Source organism: Pontibacter diazotrophicus, from assembly GCF_003367245.1.
Taxonomy (GTDB): domain Bacteria; phylum Bacteroidota; class Bacteroidia; order Cytophagales; family Hymenobacteraceae; genus Pontibacter; species Pontibacter diazotrophicus.
The window spans coordinates 147,650-172,411 of record NZ_QRGR01000012.1 but is presented as its reverse complement, the minus strand read 5'-3'; the positions used below and the strand labels follow the sequence as shown (position 1 = coordinate 172,411).

Here is a 24,762-nt window from a genome sequence, read left to right as displayed (position 1 = left end):
AGCTTAAACTTTCTAAAATTATTTACCTTTTTTTAACGGAATAGAATAGATCTTATGTATTTGTATCTTAAATATCAAAGAAAGCTATTCTAGGATTTTCCTATGGAAGTATCTGTTATCACTATTAATTATAATAATGAATTAGGTTTGAAAAAAACATTTGACAGTGTTTTCTCACAATCTTTAGAGGATTTCGAATACATAGTGATAGATGGAGGTTCTACCGACGGAAGTGCAGAAATCATAACACATTACTCTTCTAAATTTACATATTGGTGCAGTGAGCCAGATAGAGGTATTTATAATGCCTTAAATAAGGGCATTTCTAAGGCTAATGGTGAGTATTTGCTCTTTTTAAATAGTGGTGATTGTTTTTTTGATGTTAATACCATTTATAACTGCTTAAGTATTTTTAAAAAAAATCCTAGCGCAGATATATATTATGGGGATATATCAGTTGTAAATTCAAAAGGAAAAGAGGATTTTCTGAAAAAATTTCCTAATAAATTAGATTTAGATTATTTTCAATCTAATACTATCAATCATCAAGCTTCCTTGATAAGAGCAGATTTATTTAAAGAATTTGGTCTCTATCCAGAACGTTATAAATTAGCCTCAGATTATTGGCTATTTCTAAAAAGTCTTCTTAATAACAAAGTATATATGCATTTAGATTTCCCAATGGTAACATATGACAACAGTGGATTGAGTGCTACTAATTACCAGGGTTATAAAGAAGAAAAGGAAATTATATGGGAAAGCTTAGTGCCAGAATGTGTGCTCGATTTAATGAAGGAAAATAAAAAGTACAAGCAGCTCCATAAACAAAAAATAATAAAAGCAGCTATAAAGTTGAACAGCAATTTAAAAAGGTTAAGATTTTGAATTCAATACCTTTGGTTTCCATTATAATGCCTGTATATAATGCTGGGCAATTTATTGCGGAATCAATCAGCAGCGTACTTTCTCAAACATGTAATAATTGGGAACTTTTGGTTGTGGATGATGGCTCCACAGATCATACTGCGTCCATAGTTAGTGATTTCGTTAAAGTAGATTCTCGTATCCGTTATATATATCAAGAGAATGGAAAGCAAGGAAAAGCTAGAAACAATGGTATAAGAAATAGTAAAGGAGCCTTCTTGGCCTTTCTAGACGCAGATGATTTATGGCATCCTAGTAAGTTAGAGAAACAACTAGAATGTCTGGAAGAATACAATGTTGATTTAGTTTTTAGTGATGGCTGGATTTTTACTGAGCAAGAAAGGTGCAAAACTTCTTTCGGCACTATAACTGGATTATTAGAGGGAGCAGATGGTTTAAGTTTATTTCTGGAAAAGAACAGAATTCCTATCTTAACTGTTCTCTTAAAAAGAGAAAGCATTGTGAGTGTAGGGGGGTTTACAGAAGTTAGAAATATACAAAATGCAGAAGATTACCACCTTTGGCTAAAGCTTATACTTGAAGGCTATAAATTTTATGGTATGAAAGAAAAGTTAGCCTACTATAGAATACACCCTACCCAAAATACACTAAATGACAAAAGGTCAACCTTGCAGGCTATATATGCCATTCAGTCCTTAAAAATAGATTCAATAATATTCAGAGATTTAAAAAATTACCATATTAGGAACTGGTATAGGCGATTACTTTTTAAATATCCAGTTTATGTGACGGATAATTTTTCTGTTGTTTTAAAAATGTATAGAGAGGGTACTAATAGATATCTAATCTACTACTTTTTGAAACTTATGCATTCTCTTTTTGGAACTAGAGTCACAAGAAAAGTACTTACCAAAATCATTTAAAAAAATGTTGTCATTAGTTTCAGTGATAGTGCCTTGCTACAACTACGGCCATTATCTTGCAGAGGCTTTAGATTCTGTGCTAAGTCAAACATATAAGGAATGGGAATGCATTATAGTGAATGATGGATCAACAGATCATACGGAGGAGGTTGCGCTTTCTTTTTGCGGGCAGGATAACAGGTTTAAATATATTTTTCAAGAAAATCAAGGTGTTGTAACTGCAAGGAATAGTGCACTACAAATTGCGAGAGGTAAATATATCTTACCATTAGACGGCGATGATAAAATTCATAGCAGATACATAGAGAAAGGTATTGAAGTGCTCGAAAATAACGAGGGTGTAAAAGTGGTATATTGCAAGGCGGCCTATTTCGGTGAATTAACCGGAGAAATTGTTCTTAAACCTTATACCTTCGAAAATCTTTTAATCCGGAACATGATTTTCTGTACTGCCCTGCATCGCAAAGCTGATTCTGATAAGGTAGGTGGCTATAATTCTTTCATGAACAAAGGTCTGGAGGATTGGGATTACTGGATTTCTATTCTTAAGGAAGGAGGAGAGGCTTACCAGATACCAGAAATATTGTTTTATTACAGACGCCGTAACGGTACACGATCTGATTCTTTTACTTTTGCAGAAGAAGCTAATATTCGTATTCAAGTGTATGAAAAACATCATGAAGCTTATACGAGAATGATTGGAGATCCTATACATATGCTAAGGGAGAAAGAGAGGTTAGCAAAAGATCTTAGAAACATCAGAAGCCGGATAATTTATAAAGTTTTTAGAAACCTCAGGTTACTACCTTAATAATCTTTTAATTTTGAATTGGTCAAAGTTTTAGATAGAAGAAGAATTTTAAATCAAGATTTGGAAAAATATTCTGGCTACACTCTTAGAAATTCATAAAGCTAAGAAAAGCTTCTACTTGCAAGGAGGTTGATAGTCAAAAGTTAGCTGTTTTTCGGGAAAGCTGGAATACTGGTAAGTTAAGCGATTTTTTAAAAAAAGCATAAGAAGATTATGGCAGAAAAAGTATCTGTTATCATAGTTACATATAATGGCATAAAATGGATTGATAAGTGTGTGGGGTTTTTAAGAAATTCTACTATACCAGTTACTCCCATTATAGTAGATAATTGTTCTACTGATGGTACTACTTCATTAATAGAATTAACTTATCCTGAAGTTATTTTGATAAAAAGTGATGTTAACTTAGGATTCGGTAAAGGAAATAACATCGGATTGCAGAAAGCGTTAACCTTGGGCTGTGATTATTTCTTTCTACTAAATCAGGATGCATGGATTGAAAGCAACACTGTAGAAGAACTTATATTAGCGCATCAAAATAATTTGAATTACGGCATTTTAAGTCCAGTCCATTTAAATGGCTTAGGTGATAAACTAGATTTTGCATTTTCGCATCATATAAGTGCTACTAACACTCCCAACTTACTGTCTGACCTTTATTTCTCTAGACCAAAGCAAATCTATGAATCTAAATTCATCAATGCTGCGGCTTGGCTAATTTCAAGATCCTGTTTAGAAGCTGTAGGGCTTTTTGATCCTATTTTTCCTCATTATGGAGAGGATGATGACTATGCATTTAGAACTTTATCATTGGGTTATAAAATTGGTGTGGTGCCAAAGGTGAAAATCTATCACGATAGAAATGAAACTAACAATTCAAATTTAAACCTCAATGTTCAAAGAAGTTATATAAGAAGCCTACTTAAAATTAAAAATTCGGGAGGGCTTTTTTGGGGCAGGTTTATATATGCATTGAAAACAGATATTGATACATTCTTTACTTTTCTGATGTATAGAAGGTTTAAAGAAGCTAGAGTTAAAGTAGTGGTAATTTTTAGATTAGTTAAAAACCTGAAGCAAATCCATAAATCGTATCTTCTTACGAATAAAAGTATTAAGTAATAATCAAAGAGATTATCTTTGTTGCTACTCATATGTTGGAGTAGGATTTTTTGAGGAAGTTTGAAGTCCAATTTTAGCTAACACATGTTAAAATATATACAATATATTAAGAAGTTTCTTTATCCTACAAAAATATACCTTACTCTCAGATTTAATATTAAAAGAGGCCTTTTCCCACGTTTACGCTTATTAATCTATCCAGGAACCAAGGTGTATCTTGATAAGGAGGCTTCATTAATTTTTGATGAGAATGTTCAGGTAAAAATGGGAAGTACATGGAAAGGAACTAATTACAACTATTCTACTCTTAAAATTGATAAAGGAGGTAAAATAAGATTCAAAGGTAACTTCGAATTCCACACTGGTATTTTTATCACTGTAAATAAAGGTGCATTACTTGAAATTGGCAGTGGGTATACGAACAATGATGTAGAAATTTCATGCTTCAAAAGCATAAGAATTGGTCATGGAGTTGCTATTTCAAAGGGTGTAATAATAAGAGATTCTGACAATCATATAGTGAATGGCAACACTAAGAATGTTAGCCTACCAATTGTTATTGGAGATCATGTTTGGATAGGTTTGAGGGCTATAGTTTTGAAGGGCGTTACAATAGGAGAAGGTGCAATAATTGCTGCTGGTTCTGTTGTGAATAGGGATGTTCCTGCACGGTGTTTAGTTGCTGGTGTACCGGCTAAAGTTGTCAAACGTGAAGTTATTTGGAGTTAGAATATATTAGAAACACTCTGAAAATTTAATTTAATCACATGAATACTGTCGCAACAACATCACTTTTTTCAGTTCTTATAGCAAATTACAACAATGGAAAATATTTACTTGAAGCTGTAGAATCCGTAAGACAGCAGACTTACCTAAATTGGGAGATAATTATAGTAGATGATGCTTCAACTGATGAGTCATCTATTATTTACGAACAAATTCGTGAGGATAGCAGAATTTCTATAGCTTATAATACTGAAAACAAAGGCTGTGGGTATACAAAAAGAAGGTGTATAGAACTGGCTAAAGGTGACCTGTGTGGCTTTCTTGATCCAGATGATGCTTTACATCCTCAAGCTATTGAGGAGATGGTAAAAAAACATATTAGTATGCCAGAAAGTAGTTTGGTTTATTCAACTCATATTATTTGTGACGAGAATCTGCGTCCGGTACTCTCACCCTCTTCATCCAATATTTATAATTCTACTGCTATTCCTGAAAAACAATCGCATTTAACAAGCAAAGAAGGAAATATTTCTCATTTTGCAAGTTTTAAAAAAATGATTTACTTGAGAACATCTGGTATTGATTCTCAATTGAAGCGTGCTGTAGATCAGGATTTGTATTATAAGTTGGAAGAACAAGGAGATGTTCTATATATAGATAAAATTTTATATTATTATAGGCATCATTCAAATAGTATCTCTTTGAATGAAAATTCTTTAAAGGCGCAATATTGGAATCTTGTTGCTGTAACAAATGCCTATGAAAGAAGGATAGAAAATTTTCAAATACCCAATATTACTAAGCATACACTTGAAAAAAAGTGGCTAGCTTATTTTTTGAAAAAGGCTCTATTTTATTCAAAGCAAAAGAATTGGGCAAAGATGTATATTAATCTGCTTAAAAGCGGGAAATATATTAAACACGACACTAAATTATCAATTATTAGAATAGGACTATCACCAGTAAAACAAAAATTTTATGGATTACGTCTTTTTTCTGCCTGATATAATTGGTGGTGTATTTAGTTTTGTTACACAATATACAAGCTATCTAATCGCAGAAAATAAAAACAATACTGTTACTGTTGTATTAACTTCTGTAATTGAAAATCATAATAAAGACATAGTACCGGGTAATTCTATTTCTCCTATCGTTTCTCTTAAACGTTTTTCATATAGTAAATTTGACAACCGATTTTCTGTATATAAAAAATTGAGCAAATTTGTTCCACATGAACATGCCATTATTATTTGCAACGATTATTTAGAGGTCTTTATGCTCACTAATATGAAGTTGCAAAACCCATCATTTTTTGTTCTGCATGGTGATTACAACTACTATTACAATCTTGCTACAGTGGCTAGTAGGTTCGTAAATCAATTATTTACTGTCAACCCTATCATTAAAAAAAGAATACAAGAGATATTACCTAATACAAAAGTATCTACGCTTAGGTTTTTAATTCAGGATAATAAACTTAAAGTAAGTAAGTTTTCTGAAAATGTTCTTAAGATAATCTTCATCGGGAGAGTTTCTTATGCAAAAGGATTTGATGTTTTAGTTGAAACATACAAACATCTGCAAGATTCAAATTTAGTCTTTCATTTTACCATTATAGGTGCTCTATACGAAGAGAAATATAAAGACTTTTTATCACAATCAGGGATTACATATATTGAACAGCTTGATAATAATGTTCTCCAGCACTTGCTGGCTGATCACCATTTGTTTTTTTTACCTTCAAGAGCTGAAGGATATTCCATTTCTATTGTTGAGTCGATGAAGGCAGGTGTGTTACCACTTGTTAATGACATACCTGCAATAGCTCCAGATATTCTTGTACATAGGGAGACGGGGTTAAGAATAAGGGATAACAAGGCAGGCATTTATTGTGAGGAAATAATTATGCTTAATAATGAAAGGGAATTATTACAGAAGATGTCTGAAGATGCCTTTAAAAGAGTGAACTCTTATTTCAATAACAGCTATAATTTTGAAGAGTTCTTGAACATTGTGCAGGATAATATTCAGGAAAATAAAATAAAAGAATTCTCTGTTGGAGTAGGTAGGAGTAGGCTTGATAACCCTTATGTGCCTAATTTTGTAACAAAGCTTATAAGACAGTTATCTAACCGAGTAAATAGAAAGTAAGACGGGAAAAATATATGGCTTTTAAGTAATAATAAAGAATGCTATGGTGATAAAAGGATTAGATAACATAGCATCAATATTTCCTTTAGCAACCAAGTATAAATATTATAAATTTTTTTGTACAATTATTGTCGTTGCAGTTGAAATATAATAGTTGTATAAGAATTCATTGACCTCGGTCCAAACTGATTTCGTGGCCTACAAAGTAAGTGAACACATATTTTAAGTGAAAAATTTAATGAATTCGATATCAAAGCCTCTCGTAAGTGTTTAATTGACAGCTTATAAGTATGGGAGCTAAGCTTCAATTAAGGCATGATGTGGATTTAAGTAATGTTGAGAATAAGATCAAGTACAAGATTAAATGTTTTCTACCTTGGTTAAATGCTTTCTCAGACATTAACCGGTTTAATATTCTGATTTCACAATTTCATGTAGAAAAGGTATAGCTCCGTTACCGCTTGTAGTTAAACAGCGAGCTAAGAAGCTCTTTAAATCAGCAATAAATGTTTATTTCGTTTCAAATAGAAATCAAGCCTCTGCAGAGGCAACAATTAGAGAAAAAATAACAAGTGCTTTCATTATTAATAATCCAATCAAACTTAAATTGGATGAGTTAGAATGGCCTAATTTTGATACATTTAATATAGCATGTGTAGCTCGTATTAATTTTAAGATTAAGCGCCAAGATATTATGATCAATGTTTTTGCTCAAGAGAAATGGAGAAATAGAAATATTACTGTAAATTTCTATGGAGAAGGTCCTGATACTTCAAACCTTCAAATGCTGATTAAAAATCAAACCTTTGAAGATCAAGTTACAATGCATGGTCAAACTGAAGACATTAGACATGTAGGGGAGTATAATCATGTTTTAATTTTACCATTTGTGGCAGAAGGTTTACCATTGGCCCTAATCGTAGCAAACCTTCTTGGTAGAGCAGCAATAACTACAAATGTTGGTGATAATGAAAGACTTGTTTTACAAAATGAAACAGGTTTTCTAATCAATGACTTATCTTCCAAAGCATTAGATAATACTTTGGAAGAAGCTTGGAATAAGAGATACTGTTGGGAGCAACTAAGTAGCAGAGCACGAATACATGCTTTACAAAATCTAGATATTAACATACATAAGAGTTTGCTATCCCAACTTAATTGAACTGAAAAAAGATTAGTCATATGCTCTCTTGTTTTGCTTAGCTAAACAAGAGTAAAAATATTTAGCTTTAGTAATATCAGGCACTTAACATTTCTATTGATTAGAATATTCTTCTGCAGGAAAGGAAGATTTCGATAGATTAACTTTAAGTTTGAAATTTAGCAGGTGCCTTCAATTATTTATCATACTATAATATAATATATACTATGTGTAAATCTATATAATGTAATTCTCTTTGAGCGAATGATTTAACTTGAATGTTTTTATTGTTGAATGTTAAGTTAAAAAAGAGATAACCCACATAAAAATCAGTATTAAAGGTAAATGCCATGAGTATGAGAATAAAACTTTAAATTATGAATTATGATTTAAAACTTGAGCTTAGATATCAAAGTTTAAGCATTCTTAAGTATCTTAAAGCTCCCTTCTTAAAGTTTTCACCAACAAAAGAAGTGAGCATTGATGAATATTTAAAAAAAAACAAATCTGCATCGATTCAGAATTTTGAGGAAAACGAAAGTTATATTCTCACGCTACTTAATGGACGAGTGTGGAGTAGCAATGGAACTGTGATAACTGAAGATAATATTCTAATTTCAGAAATTAATAGAACACTCTTAAAGGAAAAGCGGAATTCAGTATTTTATCAAAAATCTGTAATAAATCCTCAAATAAAAACTGGTGTTGCTGCTATAGTAGCACAACCGGCTGGCAATGTTTATTATCATTGGATGATAGACATATTACCACGTATTGAATTATTAAAAAAAGCAGATGAATTTGATTCTATAGATTATTTTGTTTTCAATGAGATAAAATATCCCTTTCAAAAAGAGACACTAAAAATATTTGGCATTCCTGAAAATAAAATAATAGAAGTGAAAAATCTTTGGAATTATCATTTCCAGTTTGATAAGCTAATTTTTCCTTCATTCACATCTGAACTAAATCGTGCAACCTACTTCACAATTAAAACACTGGAAAAGTATATCTATCCAAAACAAAAAACTTCACAAGGTAAGCAGTTTTACAAAAAAATATATTTAAGCCGATCAAAAGCTCCTAACAGGAAATTGCTCAATGAACAAGAAGTTTTATGTTTACTAAAAGCTGAGGGGTTTTATGAAATTTTCCCTGAAGAATATTCTGTGATTGAGCAGGCAGAAATATTTGCTAATGCAGAGGTGATTGTAGGCGTACATGGGAGTGCTTTTACAAATATTGCTTTTTGTAAACCTGCAACAAAGGTTATTGACATCTGTGCCCCAGAGTGGGTAAATGACTGCTTCCTAGAAATCACTAAATTAAGGGGTCTAGTGTATATTCGAATAACAGGTAATCAGTTTTTAGGAATAAAGGGAATTGATAAGGGAGCTAACATATCACTTCATGATTCTAAAATTAAATTTTTAATGGAGCAGGTCTAGCTAGCACAGGGGACATTTATAAATTATAGCTTTGTAGTTTAGTATACTAATTAAGGGTATTCTTTACAATATGGTTTCAATTAATATATTAAAATTGCTACATGCAGGAAAAACCATTAGTTTCTGTTTTAATGACTTCCTATAACAGGGAGAAATATATTGCTGATGCGATTAAGAGTGTGCTTGATTCAACTTATGAAAATTTTGAGCTGTTAATAGTAGATGATAGGTCAAAAGATAAAACAGTAGAGATAGCGCAGAGTTTTGCCGATAAAGATGCACGAGTAAAGGTGTATATAAATGATAAAAATCTTGGAGATTATCCGAATCGTAATAAAGCAGCTTCTTATGCACAGGGTAAGTATTTGAAATATGTGGATGCTGATGATTTATTATATCCACATGGGTTGGAGGTTCTTGTTATAATGATGGAAAAATTTCCTGATGCAGGTTATGGGCTTTGTACAATACCTCAGGATCAAGATTGCATTTTCCCTTTCGTTCTTTCTCCCAAAGAAGCTTATGAATATAATTATATAAAACAAAAAGGTATTTTCTATCGAGCTCCTTTATCATCGATCATAAATAAAAATGCTTTTGACGAGTTGAAGGGATTTATAAATAAAAGAATGATTGGAGATTGTGAATTGTGGCATCGTCTTTCCTTATCCAAACCAGTAGTTTTGATGCCTCAAGGTTTAATTTGGTATAGGATACATGATGAGCAAGAGATGAGTAGTCATCATAAATACACAATGGATTATCTTTTTCTTGCTGAAAAATATGTAAGGCTAAGTCTTTTAGATCAATATGATAAAATTGCTTTACTTGATAAACTAAGACGGAATCAATTTATTAAATTACTTAAAAACCCTATGGGGGCTTCAATAAAGGAGCGAATAAGGTTATACAATAATTCAGGAATCAAACCCCTGAGGTTACTAAGTAATTCCTCCAAACTATAGTAGATTTCTTCAATATTATCATAGTCTTCAATTATCTGTACATTAGCTCTGAAAAGATTTTATTAGATTTAAGAATGTCCAATGTATCAATCATAATACCTAATTACAATGGTGGGCAATACTTGAGTGACTGCTTAGACAGTTGCCTGATCCAAGGGAAGTATGTTGAGGAAATAATTGTTATAGATGACCACTCCTCAGATAATAGTTTAGAGATTATAAAATCATATAAGTATAAAAGGCCTGAATTAATTAGTTATTATACCAACCCTAAAAAAGGAGCATGCTCTGCCAGGAATTTTGGTTTTGAAAAGTCTACAGGAGAATTTATACAATTTTTAGATTCTGATGATTTACTAGAAAAAAGCAAAATCGAAAAGCAGCTAGAGGTTTTATATAAGTATGATAATTACCAAAGCCTATTGATACATGGTAAATGGGGGCGGTTTAGAGATAATGAAGAAGTCTACTTTTGGGGACCTCATGAAAGTATAAGCAAAGATCTTGATCCTGTTGATTGGATGATAGCAAACCAAATGTCCATGACCGGCTGTTGGTTAACCCATCGAAATCTTATTAATAATGCTGGCCAGTGGGATGAAAGTTTGAAACGAAACCAGGATGGGGAATTTTACTCACGACTAATGCTTAAAGCTACTAAGGTTCTTTTTTGCGAAGAGGCACAGGTGTTTTACAGGTCGGGTAACACAGGTTCTATTTCTAATGCAAAATCCAGACCTTCTATGGAGTCTTTATTGAAGTCTTATCAACTTGTTGAAAAGTATATTCTAAGCCTAGAGGTATCTTCGCGAGCGAAGTTAACTATCGCTAACATGTACCAAGACTTTGTTTATTCGAATTATATTGCAAATCCTGACTTAGCTGCTTTAGCAGAACGCAAGGTCAAAGAATTAGGTGGATCTGAATTAAAACTGCCGGGCGGCACTGTGCTCCGTTGTTTATCCTCTCTTTTTGGCTGGAAACAAGCACTCAAGATCAAGAAAGTTTTAAATAAGGGCGTCTGAGCTTAGCCTTATATAATGCAGAAAATACTTTTTATAACAACTAATAACCTTACTACAAATCCGCGCCTGCTAAAAGAAGTTATTCTGGCTTTAGATAATGGATTTGCACCTACTGTATTATGCTTCGACTTTGATAATTGGACGACTGAAATTGAAAACACACACAGGGAATCTTTGAACGGTGTAGGTTTTGTTTCCATTCCAGCTACCCGCCTAGCTTTTGGCAGTTGGTTAGTTTCGTCTGGCATACATTTTATTTGTAGAAAGCTTAGTAGAGCTTTTGATTATTCTGATAAGTTGAATGCTTATGCTTCTGATAAAAGAAGTTTCTCCCTTATCAGAAAATTAGATGAGTTAACCTCTACTTATAAAATTGTTATTAGCCATAATTTAGGAGCTTTATATCCTGCTTATGCTTATGCCAAAAAGAACAAGATTCCTTTCGCTTTTGACATAGAAGATTATCATCCAGGGGAGAGAACTAGTAGTGACAATAACCAAGAGGTGAAGAGAAGAGAAGCTCTGATGAAAAAATTGTTACCTCATGCCTCCTATATCAGTTATGCCAGTCCTTTGATAGGGGAAGCCTCTTTAGAACTTGTTCCTGAATTAAAAAACAGGAATCATTTACTCATCAACAATTCTTTTTCATCTACTGATTTCTTTTTGCCTCCAGCACATGCAGGTGGTAAATTGCGTATTGTTTGGTTTTCACAGAATATAGCATCAGGTAGAGGTCTGGAGATAGTTGTGCCTGTTCTTTATAAATACAGAGACAGTGTTGAATTGACAGTGATAGGAAATATAGTTTCTTCCTTCCAGAAAAGCTTTTTAAGCCAGTTTGATGAATTTATTATTTATAACAAACCTTTACCTCAACAGGCATTACACCTTGAATTAGCAAATTTTGACTTAGGTTTGGCTGTTGAAGTTAGTTCTGCTGATCTAAACAAGGACATTGCCTACTCAAATAAAATTTTTGCCTATGCGCAGGCTGGCTTATATATACTGGCCACGGACACTAAAGCTCAAAAACACTTTATGAATCAAAATCCGTCAGGAGGAATGGTATTTGAGCAGTCAGAGCTCGCTTTTGAGGCAGCTCTTAAAGAGATATTGATTCATAAAGAAGAAATTATAGCGAACAGGAGTCAGCGTTTTGAATCCGGAAAGAATCTCGCCTGGGAAAAAGAAGCTTCTAAACTGCTGAGCACCTGGAAGGCTTCTATATAATGTTCATGAAAAATCTATTGATAATATACCCCCATTGGGTTCCCTCTAATCTTGCCGGTGTGCACCGCCCGAGGCTTATAGCCAATTTTTTAAATGATTTTGGTTGGCATCCCATATTGTTGACTGTTTCTCCTGAATATTATGAAGAGCTAGCTGATCCTGATATCGCCAGAACAGCTTCACAAGATATAGAGGTAATTTATACTAGTGCCTATAAGGTTTCTAAACCTAGAGTTGTCGGTGACATTGGTCTACGCGCTTTTCCTTTCCTTTATAAAAAAGCTGTAGAGCTAATCAAGACCCGCAAAATAGATTTTCTTTGGATCCCTATACCGTCTTTCTATAGTGCGCTGCTGGGCAGACTAATTCATTCAAAAACAAGCTTACCTTATGGTATAGACTACATTGACCCGTGGGTAAGGGATATCAGTAACCGGCAGGATTGGCGTTCAAAGCTTAGCTTGTTTGTGGCACAGCGGTTAGAGCCTATTGCTGTTAAAAAGGCTGCCTTAATTTCCGGTGTTTCTACTGCTTATTATGCGCCTGTGCTGGAGAGAAACTTTAAATACAAAGCAATAGCGCATGTGGGCATGCCCTATGGTTTCGATCCAAAAGATCATAATATTGTTATTGATCGGTTAAAGTTTCCATGGCCGGATAAGGGTTGTGAACCTTTAGTATACGCAGGTGCGTTCTTACCTAACTCTCATCTTTTCATAAAACTTTTGTTTCAGGCAATCAAATTGAAAGTGGAGCAGGGGGCTTGGGATAAGAATAAGCAGTTGTTCTTTTTAGGTACCGGCTTTTATGCCGGTATAACCATTGCGGATTACGCGAAGCAGTATGGTATTGAATCAATCGTTCATGAGGTGAGAGAGCGTTTTCCTTTCCTGCATGTGCTCAATTTCTTGTCAGCTGCCTATGCTGTCATGATAATTGGCAGCACAGAAAAGCACTATACTGCTTCTAAGACATACCAGGCACTGTTAAGCAAACGACCTGTGTTCGGAATTTTCCACAAAGAGAGCAGCGCTGTTACTGTGATGGAGGAATGTCAGGCAGCAAGCCTGTTGGTGGAATATACGGAGCAATCGGAGGAGCAATTTCTCTTATCAGATATAGCTGATAAGCTGGAGCTTTTACTGAATGGTCAATTTCAGTGGACTCCGGATCTGAGTAAATTAGAAAAGTACTCAGCCAGAGCATCTGCAGAGGCCCTTGTTCATAAGCTGAATGACATCATATGAAGCGGCTTGCCATTATCACAACGCACCCTATACAATACAATGCCCCGGTTTTCAAACTGTTAGCTTCAAATCCAGTGCTTCAGATTAAAGTATTTTATACACTTGGTAAATCTTCTGAAGAGGTGATAGATAAGGGGTTTGGTAAAAAGATTGCTTGGGACATTCCACTGCTGGAGGGCTATGCCTACCAGTTTTTAGATAATACTTCGAAGAATCCGGGTACTTCTTATTTCAAAGGTGTCATTAATCCCACCATCATTCAGGATATTGAAAATTTTAAGCCTACCGATCTTTTGGTTTTTGGCTGGAGCTTCGACAGCCATCTAAAGGTTTTAAAATACTTTAAAAACAAAGTCAACGTTTACTTCAGGGGAGACTCAAATTTACTGGACGAAAAAAAAGGGTTCAGGTTAATTCTGAGAAGATTGACTTTAACCTGGACTTACCGTTATATAGATAAAGCCTTATATGTAGGAAAGAATAACAAAGCTTATTTTCTGAAGCATGGCATCAAAGAGCAAAATCTTATATTTGCACCCCACGCCATTGATAATGCAAGGTTTGGCGATGATCTGCTGTACCAGAATGAAAGCAACCTGATCAGAAAGAGCTTAGGTATCCCTGAAACCGATACAGTATTTCTTTTCACCGGCAAATTCGAAAAAAAGAAGAACCCGTTCTTACTGATAAACGCTTTTAAAAAACTAAATAGGCCGAATACCAGCCTACTCTTAGTTGGTAATGGTGTTTTAGAAGCTGATTTAAAAGAGGAAGCCATGGGGTTTGCGAACATTTATTTTCTCCCTTTCCAGAATCAATCCCGTATGCCCGCTGTTTATAGGGCGGGCAACGTAGTGGTACTTCCTTCCAGTGGGCCTGGCGAAACCTGGGGCCTGTGTATTAATGAAGGGATGGCCTGCGGCTTACCTGTTGTTGCCAGTAATAAAGTAGGATGTGCTGTTGACCTGGTGCATGAAAGTGAAAATGGGTTTATCTTTGACTCTAACAGTGAGGCCAGCTTAGTTAAGAAGTTAGCGGCATGCGCTACTAAAACGAAAGAAGAGCTTAAGGAAATGGGTAGTACCTCCAGGGCAATAATAACGAACTGGAGTTTTGAGCATATTTGTGACGCTATCACAAAAGCCTTACATCAAACAGTTTAAGCTATATGCAGGGTTAAAGCTTTATGAATATTGCAGAACAATATCAGTCTCCTAATAAGTTGCTTTTCCATGCTTCTACACTCGTCACTGTAGCTGTACTGTTATTGGCCTTTACGTCCCTGTCATATCTTGCTTTAGCAGGCGTATTGTTTTCTTTATATATTCTAAATAGTTTGCTTGTTGGCTTTGGTGAAGGTATACCAATTAATTTGCTCATTGTTTTTTTAGCTTGTCTGCAGTGGGTCATAGGACCTGTTTTAAGCTATTATACAGGAATAAACCATCCCTTTTATGGAATGCAGGTTCCTGAGGAGGAATACCTGAGTTTTGCGGTTTCAGGTGTTGTTCTGTATTATATAGGCCTGTCTTTACCCATTGCGGGTGTTAAGAATATCCCGAAGGAGGTAATTAATAATATAGGAGATCATATAAATAGTAAGATGAGAGGGGCTTATTACCTGATTGGGATTGGTTTCCTTTCCTCTTTTCTTTCTCCGTTTGCTCCGCCTGCGCTGTCTTTCTTTTTATATTTACTTTCGCAGTTAAAGTTTATTGGCTGTTTCTACCTGTATGTCAGTGACTCACAGAATAAAGTAGCCCTTTACGTCGTTTTTGCTTTTCTATTGCTTGAAGCTCTGGCTTCTGCCTTATTTCATGACCTCTTGCTGTGGGGCATGTTCTTTCTGTTTATCTACTGCATCAAAAACAAGGTAAGCCTTACGAAGAAGGTTGCAGCCTTAGTTATTGGTTTCTTTATGGTGTTTTTGCTGCAGTCAGTGAAATATCAATACAGGAACATAGCCTGGACAAATACATCTTTAGACGCCTACGACCAATCAGAACTTTTCTTCGGTATGATTGTGGATAGACTATTTTCACCAGATGTCCTTTTCGATCCCAAAGCAAATGAACTGACCATCACGAGGCTTAACCAGGGTTGGATTATCACGCGTGTAATGAATTATATTCCTATTCATAAACCTTATGCTGGTGGAGAAACTATAAGAGGTGCCTTTGATGCTGCTTTACTTCCACGCTTTCTGTCTGAGAACAAAGCGATAGCTGGTGGTCGGGCTAATATGGAGCGCTTTACTGGAATTATGCTGCAAGCAGGAACAAGTATGAACATCAGTCTGCTAGGGGAAGGCTATGGTAATTTTGGGAAAGATGGTGGCGTCATTTTTATGTTTTTGATAGGTATAGTGTTTAGCCTCATATTAAGGTTTATCATTCTTAAAAGCTTGGTTAACCCTACCTATCTTTTCTGGATTCCCTTTCTATATTTGCAGGTGGTGAAAGCCGAAACTGATTTAACAACCACCTTGAATTATCTGGTAAAGGCTACTATTGTGATGGTTTTAGTTTTCTATACCTTCAGGAAAGTTCTGAAAATTGAAATATAATATGTTAAGTAAGGTCTCTTTTAGTCCCCATTTGATGGTGGTGAGGGGGATGAGAGGTTTTCAATGCCTTTGAACTGCTTTAGCTCAACCGCAAGAACATGAAATAATTAATCATTTCATTTGAAGGATTGTACTCAGGTGTAATCATCCCCCTACCCCTTCGAAGGGGGACTTTTGAAAAGCTTTGTCTCCTCGCCGTTCAACCAACCATGAAAATAGTATACTTCTTTCGCAAAGCAGCACCCTCTTTCTTTAGTATCGAAGTACTGTTTCAAACCATCATCAGCAACCTGAGGCATTCTGTAGCTGAAAAAGTTTTTCTTCCATACAAGTCTGCTACAAGTCCTGCTGCTTTGCTGGAAAATACGTTGTACGCCTCTAAAAGGCAGGGGCAAGTCAACCATATAACAGGTGATGTATATTACATCGCGCTTGCCTTAGATAAGAAGAAAACCATCCTCACCATCCATGATATTGACTCCCTGGGGAGTAAAAACAGGATGAAGAACTTTTTGCTTCACCTGTTGTGGCTCAAAATTCCTGTGAGACGGGTGAGGTATGTAACAGTTATCTCGGAGTATAGCAAAAGGAAAGTATTGGCTGCTACCGGTGTCGCTGCAGATAAAGTCATTGTCATCCCGAATTGCGTACAGCTCACGGATAAGGACTTTAAGCCGAAGGTGCTGCTAAACAAGCAGGAGCCGGTTTTACTACAGGTGGGCACTAAAAGCAATAAGAACTTTCCAAATGTTGTAGAAGCCATTAAAGGCATATCGTGCAGGCTGCTAATCCTGGGGAAACTTGCAGCTAGTCAGAGAGAATTATTAGAAGAAAATGGGATAGTCTATGAAAACTTCTTTTCTTTGGATTACGAGGAGGTGATAAAGCTTTATTACCGGGCAGATATTGTTACTTTTGTGTCGACGTACGAAGGTTTTGGAATGCCTATTCTAGAAGCAAATGCTTTAGGACGGCCAGTCATCACCAGCACAACGACTGCCATGCCTGAAGTAGCCGGAGAAGGAGCTGTGTTAGTGGACCCTTTTAAACCAGAGCAGATTAGGCAGGCTATCATAGATTTAGTAGCGGATGATACATACAGGAACAATATTGTTAACAAAGGCTATCAAAACGTGCAGCGCTTTAAACCTGAAATGGTTGCCGCTAAATATGAGGCACTGTATAAGAGGGTACTGGAGGAAAATTCGTGACACAAAAGCCTAAAGTTTTAATTTCCATTGACTGGTTCACCCCAGGCTATAAAGCAGGCGGGCCGATACAGTCCTGCGCCAATATTGTGGCGCACCTTCAGAATGAGCTTGACTTCTACATCATTACACGTGACACAGACTATTGCGAATCTGAACCCTATACAGGTATAAAGTCCAACAGCTGGAATAGGGTAGCAGATAACGTACAGGTTTACTACTTCTCATCAGACCAGCTGCATATAAAACACCTTTACAATGTAATAAAAGCCATAAAGCCTGATACTGCTTTTGTGAATGGTATTTACTCCTTCTACTTCTCAGTTCTCCCCTTACTGATACTGAAGCGCCTGAAGCATCGGAACATCATTGTTTCGGCCCGGGGCATGCTGGCAAAAAGTGCCATCCATGTAAAAGGGGGAAAGAAAAAGCTTTTCCTGAAAGTGGCCCAACTGACAAGCATGTATAAAGGCATACGTTTCCATGCGACCCATGAAGGGGAGAAGCAGGATATCGTGCAGGCGCTGGGAGTTGGAGCGAAGGTAGTAATAGCTCCGAACCTGCCAAAGAAGGCTGCTACACTTGTTAACGAAAAACGGCTGAAACACAAAGGAGAATTAAAGCTCATTAGTGTGGCACGCATTTCTCCTGAAAAGAATACGAAATATGCCCTGGAAGTTCTGGAAAGATGTGCCGGAGTAGGTAAAGTGACTTTTGATATCTACGGACCTGTCTATAATGCTGCCTACTGGGACGAATGCCAGGAGGTAATTAAGCGGCTTCCGAAGAATGTGGTGGTAAACTACAAAGGGAGCCTGGAGAGCGGGAGGGTGGCCGCCACCTTACCGAACTATCATGCTATGTTGATGCCGACCCGTGGCGAGAACTTTGGGCATATTATTCTCGAAAGCTTTACCGCTGGCTGCCCCGTCATCATCAGTGACCAGACGCCCTGGAAGAATCTTACAGAATTTGGCATCGGCTACGATCTTCCGCTGAATAAAATAGAAGACTTTGTGGAGGCCATACGTGAACTTTCTGAAAAAGAGCAGGAAAACTATGATACCTCCTCGGAGAAGGCTTATCTTTATAGCCAACAATTTTTGAATGATGAGAAAGCAGTTGGGCTGAACCACCTGATGCTCCAATAAAACAACAAACTGTGATTACTGATTTCAGACAAAAGAAAGTAGATCTGGCGGCCTATAACAACGATTGGTACGAGCCTGGAGGCAGCGCTTTCAAGCGTACCCTCTGGTATTTTGTTAATGCGCTCTTCTTCATCAACCCGCTGAACCCGGTATCTGCTCTGAAGGTGCTGTTGCTGCGCCTGTTTGGTGCCAGGATAGGAAAAGGAGTCGTTATCAAATCAGGAGTAAATGTTAAGTACCCCTGGCATTTGCAGGTGGGTAACCATGTCTGGATAGGAGAGAACGTCTGGATTGATGATTTAGTGAAAGTAACGATAGGCGATAATACAACGCTCTCCCAGGGCTGTATGCTGCTCACAGGCAGCCACGATTATAAGCAACCAACTTTCGACCTGGTGGTAGGGGAGATTCACCTGGAGGAAGGGGCGTGGATAGGAGCGAAGGCCATTGTTTGCCCCAATGTTACCTGTGGCTCCCATAGTGTGTTGGCTGCGGGATCTGTCGCGACGAAGAATTTAGAACCCTATACCATTTACCAGGGTAATCCTGCCGAAGCTAAACGGGAACGCATACTAGAATAAACAGAACCCGTTAAGTTTTCAAAAACTATAAGGCTTGCCCATATACATCAGCTGTGAAAGTCTCCATCATCACCATCGTATACAACAACTGCGAAACAATAGCCGACGCTATTGATTCGGTACTGTGCCAAACCTACCCGAACATTGAATACATTGTGGTGGATGGTTTGTCTACAGATGGTACCGTGGATGTTGTGAAAGGGTATGGTGACCGCATCACGCATTTTGTATCAGAAAAAGACGGCGGTTTGTACGATGCCATCAACAAAGGCATACGTATGGCTACCGGTGATGTGATAGGCCTGCTGCACTCTGATGACATCTTCTACTCCAAAGAAGCCATTACAGCCGTGGCAGCTGCATTCAAGGCAAATAACTGCGAAAGTGTTTATGCTGACTTGGTTTATGTTGACCGTGAGAAGCCGGAGAGAGTAACCCGCAACTGGAAATCAGGAAGCTATAAGCGGGACAATTTTATCTATGGCTGGATGCCCCCACATCCGACATTTTATGTGAAACGGGAGGTATACGAGCGGCTGGGCTTATATAACACGCTATTCAAAAGTGCGGCAGATTATGAGCTCATGTTGCGCTACCTGTACAAGCACAACATCAGCACGGCCTATGTACCGGAATGCCTTGTGCGGATGCGTGTGGGTGGGAAGAGCAACGTAACCTTGAAGAACAGAATCAGGGCAAACAAAGAAGACCATACAGCCTGGCACATCAATGGCTTGCAGCCCCGCTTTTATACCCGCTATCTGAAGCCACTCCGGAAGCTGACGCAGTTTCTGTAGCGTTACATCAATTTGCCAGCCCCTTCTAAAAAATTTATCTAATGCTCTCCTTCGGCACGAAGTGAATATGTTTCCAGTCTTTGGGTTGAGCGCCTGGGGGTAGGGGCCCTCTATTTGGAGATTTTTGGTGCCGCTCGCGCGGCAGCGCCCCGGCGCAAAAAACTCCCAGCGCGATGCCCAAAGACGAGGCCTCTCGGCCTTGAGAGCTCGGAGAGAAACAATGGAACAGTAGGTGAGATGCCGCTGGATATGCTGAATCTACGCAGCCTAAGTAGAGTAGATATTTCCGGAGCTATGGAATGATGTTTATGAGAAGCGGTGTTACACCTCCATTCATCTCTTATAAATATAAAGCGAGTCTGGAAACTCTTACCCACTGCACATCACCGGATGGATTCCGGCGCCAGTTTTTTGAATATGAAAACTGCTGGGACTGCACTTGAAAGAATAGGTGAGTAAAGAGCAACTGCTTAGCTCCCTCTCCTGTTTTGGGGGTAGGGGCCCTCGATAAAAGGAGAGGGCTGGGGTGAGGTTATTCAGGTGAGGGCATAAAAAAGCCCGAGGCTTTCACCTCAGGCTTTCGCGGTCTGGACGAGACTCGAACTCGCGACCTCCGCCGTGACAGGGCGGCATTCTAACCAACTGAACTACCAGACCAATAATTTTACTAATGCAGAGCCTTTTGCTCTTTTGCGTTTACCGCAGTTTTAAAGCTGCGGTCTGGACGAGACTCGAACTCGCGACCTCCGCCGTGACAGGGCGGCATTCTAACCAACTGAACTACCAGACCGTTTTGTTATCCCTTAATCTTTCTGATAAGGTGATGCAAATGTATAGCGTTAAATTGGAATGTGCAAGCGGAGAGCCTGTTTTTGACGCTATATTTTGCCGTTTAATTGTTAATTTGTTCATTTACAAGCAGATTATTTTTTACCTGTACAGATTTTGCTATCTTCTTACCTATCATGAGTGGAAACTCTTAAATTTGTATCCTAAACAAGGAGGAACCCATGCTTTTAGATTTTGAACAGCCCATTGCTGCCCTTGAGGGCAAACTGAAGGAAATGAAGAAGCTGGCAGATGAGAGCCAGGTAGATGTTTCGGAGGCAGTAAAGGCCCTGGAAGAGAAAATCAAGAACCTTAAAAAGGAAACCTACGCCAACCTGACCCGCTGGCAGCGCGTGCAGTTGTCGCGCCACCCGGAGCGGCCTTACACCCTGGATTATATCAACGGCCTCACGGAGAAGTTTGTGGAGCTGCACGGCGACCGCACGGTGAGTGACGACAAAGCCATGGTCGGTGGTTTCGGTGAAGTGGATGGCCGCAGCATTATGTTTATAGGGCAGCAGAAGGGGCGCAACACGAAACAGCGCCAGCTGCGCAACTTCGGTATGGCGAACCCGGAGGGCTACCGCAAGGCACTTCGCCTGATGAAGATGGCCGAGAAATTTGGCCGCCCGATTGTGACGCTCATTGACACGCCGGGTGCCTTTCCGGGACTGGAGGCGGAAGAGCGCGGACAGGGAGAGGCGATTGCCCGCAACCTGAAGGAGATGTTTATGCTGAAGGTGCCGGTTATCTGTATCATCATAGGAGAGGGGGCCTCTGGCGGTGCCCTCGGCATTGCCATCGGCGACCGCGTGATGATGCTGGAGAACACCTGGTATTCTGTTATCTCCCCGGAGTCCTGCTCTTCTATTCTGTGGAGAAGCTGGAACTATAAGGAGCAGGCCGCTGAAGCCCTGAAGCTCACCGCCAAAGACATGCTGCAGAACAAGCTGATAGACGGTATCATCAAAGAACCACTCGGAGGCGCGCACCTGGAACCGACGAAAATGATGCGCACCCTGAAGAAGGAAATTATTAAGCTTCTGGATGAACTGGAGGGGATAGATGCTGAAGAGCGTATCATGCAGCGAATAGAGAAGTTCTCCGGCATGGGTGTGGTACTGGAAGGTTAATTACCCATTCAATATATTTTACCTGAAATGAACTGGAAATATGGAGTTCCATCTGTATTCCCAGTTCATTTTTTTGTTTCGGAGGATGCATTGGTGAAGTAAATGAACCCACCCCTGCCCCTCCGAGGAGGGGAATTTCGTTGTTCGTCGTTCGTTGTTCGTACGGACAGGTCGCGACCTGTCCCGCATCAGCCTGTGAATGAAACAATACCGGCAGACAGGAACATGGATGTTCATCCTGCCAATCCTAAATCCTGAAAATCCTAATAATCCCGAAAATCCTGATTCAGACAAATTCGGGAACGATTAGCAGGTTGCGACATGTCCGTACGAGGCATGGATAAATGCCCCTGCAATTATTCGCGGATGTAAATCATCCCCCAAAGTGGTACAAAAACGAAACAGGGGTAACATCCGTTACTCACACAACAGAAAATCAACAACACACATGAAGCTACACGTAATAGATACAGGTTTTTTTAAATTGGATGGAGGTGCTATGTTCGGGGTGGTACCCAAATCGCTTTGGCAACGCACGAATCCTGCTGATGAAAATAACCTCTGTACGTGGGCGATGCGCTGCCTGCTGATTGAAGACGGTGACCGCCTGATTCTGATTGACAATGGCTTAGGCGACAAGCAGGATGCAAAGTTCTTCAGCCACTATTACCTGCACGGCGATGCGACCCTTGAAAAGTCTTTGCATGCGGCTGGTTTCTCATATGCCGATGTAACAGATGTTTTCCTGACGCACCTGCACTTCGACCATTGCGGCGGCGGGGTGAAGTATAAAAACAGCGATGGAGCACTGGAACTGACGTTTCCTAATGCGACGTACTGGTCTAACTCCGATCACTGGGAGTGGGCTACCAAACCCAATGCGCGGGAAAAAGCCTCTTTCCTGAAGGAGAACATTCTGCCGATGCAGGAGAGTGGGCACCTGCAACTCATAGACCCTGCTGCACCGTCGCCTTTACCGCAATTTGACATCTTTTACGCCAATGGCCACACCGATAAGATGATGGTGCCCATTATCACGTACAAGGGCCGCAAACTGGCTTATATGGCCGACCTGCTGCCATCCACCGGTCACATTCCTTTGCCCTATGTGATGGGCTATGATACACGCCCTTTACTGACGCTGGATGAGAAGGCGAGATTCATGAAGACGGCTGCAGATGAAAACTATGTGATGTTCCTGGAGCATGACCCGGTAAATGAGTGCTGCACCGTGCAACATACTGAGAAAGGCATTCGCCTGGCTGACACCTTTAAGTTAGCGGAAGCTTAAGGTATGCGGGTAGGATTGGCTTTGTCGGGTGGGGGAGCCCGTGGTATTGCGCATCTGGGGGTTCTGAAGGCGCTGGATGAGCTGGAAATAAAAATTAGTATGATATCGGGGGTAAGCTCCGGGGCGATTGCCGGGGTGCTGTATGCCTATGGATTTACGCCGGACGAAATCCTGAAGCTGATAAAGGAGCTCAGCGTATTCAAGATTATGCGCCCGACTTTTGGAAATGCGGGCTTGATGCACCTGGAGGAGACAGAAAAGCTCTATAAAAATTACCTAGGAGCGAATGCCTCCTTTGAAGACCTTAAGATTCCGGTGGTGATTGGCACGACGGATATGAACGAGGGTACCAATGTTTATTTTTCCTCTGGTGAGCTTATCAAGCCATTAATAGCCACCTCTGCCGTTCCGATACTCTATAAGCCTGTCGAGTATAAGGGCAAGCTGCTTAATGACGGTGGTCTGTTAAACAATTTACCTGTAGAGCCACTTCATAACAACTGTGACGTCAAAATTGGCGTGCACGTGAATCCGGTGAACCACCAGGCACACGTTACGAGCCTGCGGGGGATGATAGAGCGCACGGTGCTGCTGGCCATCAACAACAACATCAAGCTGCGCCTGCACCTCTGCGACCTGTTCCTGGAACCGCAGGAGCTCCGGTACTACCGGCTCACCAATTTCAGGAAAGCAGATGAAATCTTTAAAGTAGGTTACGATTACACGATGCACATGGAAAAGCACCTGCGCCAGCTGATGAATAAGTAACTGCATGAGGCTGGCTTATTTTTTCCATATCACTTGCGCAAGTTTATAAACTTGTGTCTTTAAATGATGTCGGGTTTGTAAGTCATCTGGGCTAGTGGCTCAGAGATAGTTTCTCTTCGCCGGAAACGAATAGAGCATGTTTAAATTTCGTTTTTGGATGCGAAAATTGTCCATGAAGGGTTCTGGCGAAACGGTTTTGGAGCTTCATAGCAGCGCTATGGAGCGAGAAAACGGTGAAGTCAGGTTCCTTTATGGGCAGTTTACAGCGCAAAGGATGAATTTGAAACATGCTCTACATAGCTGACATTGCGCAAGAGTCCCGGCGGGACGATCTGTTGGTAGAAAAAATGCCCAGTATTCTTTAGCTCCAGCGGAGCGAACTGTTGGGGAGTATGTACAGGCCGCTCCGTTAGACCTAAGGGCGACTTCTGGCCATAGGGCTATTAATAGGTCGTTCCGCCGGGACTAAAACAAAAGATAAACTGCTGTTGCGTAACGTCAGTTAAAAAAATAATTGCCCTTCAGTTTAGCTTTAAAATGGCTTCACCTGCGGCCACTATCCGCCAAGCTACAGCCATTCCGCACTAAGATATGTCGCCCGGCAACTATTTATTTTCATCTGGATGGGAGGGAAGCTTACTTGAAAATTGTTTCTGTTTACACCTTTCTGCTTAACCTCCACGAAATAAAGTGCCTGATATATAATGTATTGAATATTTATTTATAATCATACGATACTTTTTATCGTTGTTACGTATAAAG

At 38.9% G+C, this 24,762-nt stretch carries 22 protein-coding genes and 2 tRNA genes; 22 read left to right on the top strand and 2 right to left on the bottom strand.

What is annotated here, in order from left to right; genetic code table 11:
• Positions 1–102: 102 nt before the first annotated feature.
• The 19 genes from DXT99_RS12990 to DXT99_RS12900 all read left to right on the top strand — a co-directional run bounded on the left by DXT99_RS12990 (position 103) and on the right by DXT99_RS12900 (position 19,980).
• Positions 103–885: a glycosyltransferase family 2 protein gene (locus tag DXT99_RS12990; RefSeq protein ID WP_115565984.1), complete on the top strand. Its 783-nt coding sequence runs from the start codon at positions 103–105 to the stop codon at positions 883–885.
• On the top strand, positions 882–1,808 hold the full coding sequence (locus DXT99_RS12985) for a glycosyltransferase family 2 protein (protein WP_147294218.1): 927 nt from the start codon (positions 882–884) through the stop codon (positions 1,806–1,808). Before DXT99_RS12990 ends, DXT99_RS12985 begins: the two co-directional genes overlap by 4 nt.
• Positions 1,765–2,619, top strand: coding sequence for a glycosyltransferase family 2 protein (locus DXT99_RS12980; RefSeq protein WP_147294217.1), 855 nt, complete (start codon positions 1,765–1,767; stop codon positions 2,617–2,619). Before DXT99_RS12985 ends, DXT99_RS12980 begins: the two co-directional genes overlap by 44 nt.
• Positions 2,620–2,832: 213 nt before the next feature.
• Positions 2,833–3,741, top strand: a complete 909-nt coding sequence (locus DXT99_RS12975; RefSeq protein ID WP_115565981.1) for a glycosyltransferase family 2 protein — start codon at positions 2,833–2,835, stop codon at positions 3,739–3,741.
• 84 nt (positions 3,742–3,825) lie between these two features.
• Positions 3,826–4,470 (top strand): acyltransferase, encoded by a 645-nt coding sequence (locus DXT99_RS27880; protein ID WP_115565980.1) that lies wholly within the window; start codon positions 3,826–3,828, stop codon positions 4,468–4,470.
• Between the two features lie 38 nt (positions 4,471–4,508).
• Positions 4,509–5,471 (top strand): glycosyltransferase, encoded by a 963-nt coding sequence (locus DXT99_RS12965; protein ID WP_115565979.1) that lies wholly within the window; start codon positions 4,509–4,511, stop codon positions 5,469–5,471.
• Positions 5,446–6,618: a glycosyltransferase family 4 protein gene (locus DXT99_RS12960; RefSeq protein ID WP_115565978.1), complete on the top strand. Its 1,173-nt coding sequence runs from the start codon at positions 5,446–5,448 to the stop codon at positions 6,616–6,618. Before DXT99_RS12965 ends, DXT99_RS12960 begins: the two co-directional genes overlap by 26 nt.
• A gap of 607 nt (positions 6,619–7,225) precedes the next feature.
• The gene (locus DXT99_RS12955; RefSeq protein WP_181885121.1) at positions 7,226–7,780 is read left to right on the top strand and encodes a glycosyltransferase; all 555 of its coding nucleotides are present in this window, start codon (positions 7,226–7,228) and stop codon (positions 7,778–7,780) included.
• A 356-nt stretch (positions 7,781–8,136) separates the two neighbouring features.
• Positions 8,137–9,207, top strand: a complete 1,071-nt coding sequence (locus DXT99_RS12950) for a glycosyltransferase family 61 protein (protein ID WP_115565976.1) — start codon at positions 8,137–8,139, stop codon at positions 9,205–9,207.
• Positions 9,208–9,308: 101 nt separating this feature from the next.
• The gene (locus DXT99_RS12945) at positions 9,309–10,172 is read left to right on the top strand and encodes a glycosyltransferase family 2 protein (RefSeq protein ID WP_115565975.1); all 864 of its coding nucleotides are present in this window, start codon (positions 9,309–9,311) and stop codon (positions 10,170–10,172) included.
• 74 nt (positions 10,173–10,246) lie between these two features.
• On the top strand, positions 10,247–11,197 hold the full coding sequence (locus DXT99_RS12940; protein ID WP_115565974.1) for a glycosyltransferase family 2 protein: 951 nt from the start codon (positions 10,247–10,249) through the stop codon (positions 11,195–11,197).
• 15 nt (positions 11,198–11,212) lie between these two features.
• A complete protein-coding gene (locus tag DXT99_RS12935) occupies positions 11,213–12,430 on the top strand; it encodes a glycosyltransferase family protein (protein WP_115565973.1) in 1,218 nt (405 codons plus the stop codon).
• Between the two features lie 5 nt (positions 12,431–12,435).
• Positions 12,436–13,677: a glycosyltransferase family protein gene (locus tag DXT99_RS12930; protein WP_147294216.1), complete on the top strand. Its 1,242-nt coding sequence runs from the start codon at positions 12,436–12,438 to the stop codon at positions 13,675–13,677.
• Between the two features lie 74 nt (positions 13,678–13,751).
• Positions 13,752–14,840, top strand: coding sequence for a glycosyltransferase family 4 protein (locus tag DXT99_RS12925; RefSeq protein ID WP_246000707.1), 1,089 nt, complete (start codon positions 13,752–13,754; stop codon positions 14,838–14,840).
• A gap of 23 nt (positions 14,841–14,863) precedes the next feature.
• Entirely contained in the window at positions 14,864–16,243 is a 1,380-nt protein-coding gene (locus tag DXT99_RS12920; RefSeq protein WP_147294215.1) for a hypothetical protein, read from the top strand.
• 209 nt (positions 16,244–16,452) lie between these two features.
• Positions 16,453–17,454: a glycosyltransferase family 4 protein gene (locus tag DXT99_RS12915; RefSeq protein WP_115565969.1), complete on the top strand. Its 1,002-nt coding sequence runs from the start codon at positions 16,453–16,455 to the stop codon at positions 17,452–17,454.
• Positions 17,451–18,602, top strand: coding sequence for a glycosyltransferase family 4 protein (locus DXT99_RS12910; protein WP_115565968.1), 1,152 nt, complete (start codon positions 17,451–17,453; stop codon positions 18,600–18,602). Before DXT99_RS12915 ends, DXT99_RS12910 begins: the two co-directional genes overlap by 4 nt.
• Positions 18,603–18,613: 11 nt before the next feature.
• A complete protein-coding gene (locus DXT99_RS12905) occupies positions 18,614–19,183 on the top strand; it encodes a putative colanic acid biosynthesis acetyltransferase (protein WP_246000705.1) in 570 nt (189 codons plus the stop codon).
• Between the two features lie 53 nt (positions 19,184–19,236).
• Complete coding sequence (locus tag DXT99_RS12900) at positions 19,237–19,980, top strand: glycosyltransferase family 2 protein (RefSeq protein WP_115565967.1); 744 nt, start codon at positions 19,237–19,239, stop codon at positions 19,978–19,980.
• Between the two features lie 583 nt (positions 19,981–20,563).
• Here the strand turns inward: DXT99_RS12900 and DXT99_RS12895 are convergent.
• Both DXT99_RS12895 and DXT99_RS12890 read right to left on the bottom strand, forming a co-directional pair.
• Positions 20,564–20,637, bottom strand: a tRNA-Asp gene (locus tag DXT99_RS12895).
• Positions 20,638–20,696: 59 nt separating this feature from the next.
• A tRNA-Asp gene (locus DXT99_RS12890) sits at positions 20,697–20,770 on the bottom strand.
• Positions 20,771–20,990: 220 nt separating this feature from the next.
• Between DXT99_RS12890 and DXT99_RS12885 the strand changes: the two genes are divergently transcribed.
• From DXT99_RS12885 to DXT99_RS12875, 3 genes are all read left to right on the top strand, one after another.
• Positions 20,991–21,941, top strand: a complete 951-nt coding sequence (locus tag DXT99_RS12885) for an acetyl-CoA carboxylase carboxyltransferase subunit alpha (RefSeq protein WP_115565966.1) — start codon at positions 20,991–20,993, stop codon at positions 21,939–21,941.
• A gap of 448 nt (positions 21,942–22,389) precedes the next feature.
• Complete coding sequence (locus DXT99_RS12880) at positions 22,390–23,232, top strand: MBL fold metallo-hydrolase (protein ID WP_115565965.1); 843 nt, start codon at positions 22,390–22,392, stop codon at positions 23,230–23,232.
• A gap of 3 nt (positions 23,233–23,235) precedes the next feature.
• Positions 23,236–24,000 (top strand): patatin-like phospholipase family protein, encoded by a 765-nt coding sequence (locus tag DXT99_RS12875; protein WP_115565964.1) that lies wholly within the window; start codon positions 23,236–23,238, stop codon positions 23,998–24,000.
• The last annotated feature ends 762 nt before the right edge of the window (positions 24,001–24,762 follow it).